Origin of the sequence: Komagataeibacter europaeus LMG 18890 (assembly GCF_000285295.1) — a bacterium.
Classification (GTDB): Bacteria; Pseudomonadota; Alphaproteobacteria; order Acetobacterales; family Acetobacteraceae; genus Komagataeibacter; species Komagataeibacter europaeus.
The window spans coordinates 1-1,533 of sequence record NZ_CADP01000276.1; the positions used below are offsets into that span (position 1 = coordinate 1).

Genomic DNA, 1,533 nt, shown 5'->3' on the forward strand with positions numbered 1-1,533 from the left:
GGATCAGATGATGCACGCCCTTTGATCAATACCTGAGTCCAGCCGGAAGCGAGCGGCAGACGGTGATCGCGCAAGGAATGCATATCATCATTGATCTGCGCGACAAACTTGGGCCGCGCGCCCTGACTGCCACCGGACATGACACGGAGCCGCGAAAGATCCGCTGCGGACGCACCATTCACCACTTGTGGTATGATCTCTTCGAACCAGCCCAGATCAATGCTCTCATTCGGAAGGCTGTCTGTTTCAGGGGCGTATGTCAGGGCCCCGCTACCATAGCGCCCGACATAAGCGAGGCGCTCGATATCTCCGATTGTGGTTCGGCTGATACCTCTCGCCGCAATTTCCCGATCAAGCAGGAGACGTCCCCAACCATCTGGGAGACTATCTTCAAACAGGGAAGGAAGACTTGCACCCCGACCGCTGTTTGGCCTCAACAACTGATCATATGACCGACAAAGCACCGGAGAGAGAGGAAGAGGACTTGCCGCAAATCCGGCATCCCACTCGAAAGCTATGCTTCGACGTTCAGGATCCCGGCCAAGCTGTCCCACCTGTAGAGGCTTTTCTCCATCACCGAAATCAAGCGCAACAGAAAGTCTTTCAATCATCGCGTCCTCTGCTTCGCTGCGCGTCGACGGAGTTGACTAAACTCATCCAGTTCATCCAGGGAAGAAGCCTCTGGCATGGGAAAAAGATCAGAAAAAGCGTCAAGTGTCCCGAGCGCCTCAGCTATTGCTAGCAGCGTTGCCAAACTCACAGCACCCCCGTTTTCAAATCTTCGAAGCGTCGCTATGGCTACTCCCGATTGCTCAGCTAGATCTTCCTGCGTGATGTTCTTTGCCAACCGGCGCGCACGAGCCGATATCGCTATCTCATCATGCACCTCAGCCGCTGTTTTCGGTAACATGTAATATATCACGTTTGATCTCTTATACCATGTTTTCCGGTACAAGATATCATATCTGATATCTAATTTCCACGGCGTTTCGCGCCTCCAGAACTGCCAAACCATCTCCTACAAGGCGAGCTCGATAGAATATGGCGCCCAGATTTTCATACCGGGGACGGAGAAACCTGAGAAGGTCGAGCGACCATTCTCGCCTTCTGTGTCTTACTCGGAGGTGATGTTGTGGACGGCCCCCGCACGAAATGTGCGAGGATGAAATCGTCACCGTCTGCAACGCATGAAGCCACTTATGGGAACGATTTCGACGATTGGCCTCGACCTGGCCAAGAATGTTTTTCAGGTGCATGGGATCGATAGTCTTGGGAACATTCTCGTACGCCGTCGCTTACGGCGCGGTGAAGTTCTCCGGTTTTTTGAAACACTCCCGCCATGCCTGGTCGGTATGGAAGCGTGTGGCACGTCGCATTACCGGGCGCGCTCGATTGCGGCTTTCGGACATACGGTCAGGATGATGCCGCCGGTCTATGTGAAGCCCTACGTCAAGCGGGGTAAAACTGATGCCGCTGACGCCGAGGCGATCTGCGAGGCGGTGACCCGCCCGACGATGCGCTTCGTGCCAGTCA

3 protein-coding genes are annotated in these 1,533 nt (G+C 54.7%); 1 reads left to right on the plus strand and 2 read right to left on the minus strand.

Annotated features, from left to right (window positions below; translation table 11 throughout):
* Both GEU01_RS26100 and GEU01_RS21645 read right to left on the minus strand, forming a co-directional pair.
* On the minus strand, nt 1–611 hold a 611-nt coding region (locus GEU01_RS26100), incomplete at its 3' end, for a HipA N-terminal domain-containing protein (protein WP_198284512.1).
* Entirely contained in the window at nt 608–1,015 is a 408-nt protein-coding gene (locus GEU01_RS21645) for a helix-turn-helix domain-containing protein (RefSeq protein WP_019087660.1), read from the minus strand. The genes GEU01_RS26100 and GEU01_RS21645, both read right to left, overlap by 4 nt.
* Before the next feature lie 184 nt (nt 1,016–1,199).
* Here GEU01_RS21645 and GEU01_RS21650 point away from each other — a divergent pair.
* Nucleotides 1,200–1,533, plus strand: a 334-nt coding sequence (locus GEU01_RS21650; RefSeq protein ID WP_019087661.1) for an IS110 family transposase, incomplete at its 3' end; no start/stop codon positions are given.

What these genes read in the sequence shown, in the direction of transcription:
- GEU01_RS21645 (WP_019087660.1), bottom strand. Translation starts at nt 1,015, where the DNA reads ATGGTTTGGCAGTTCTGGAGGCGCGAAACGCCGTGGAAATTAGATATC.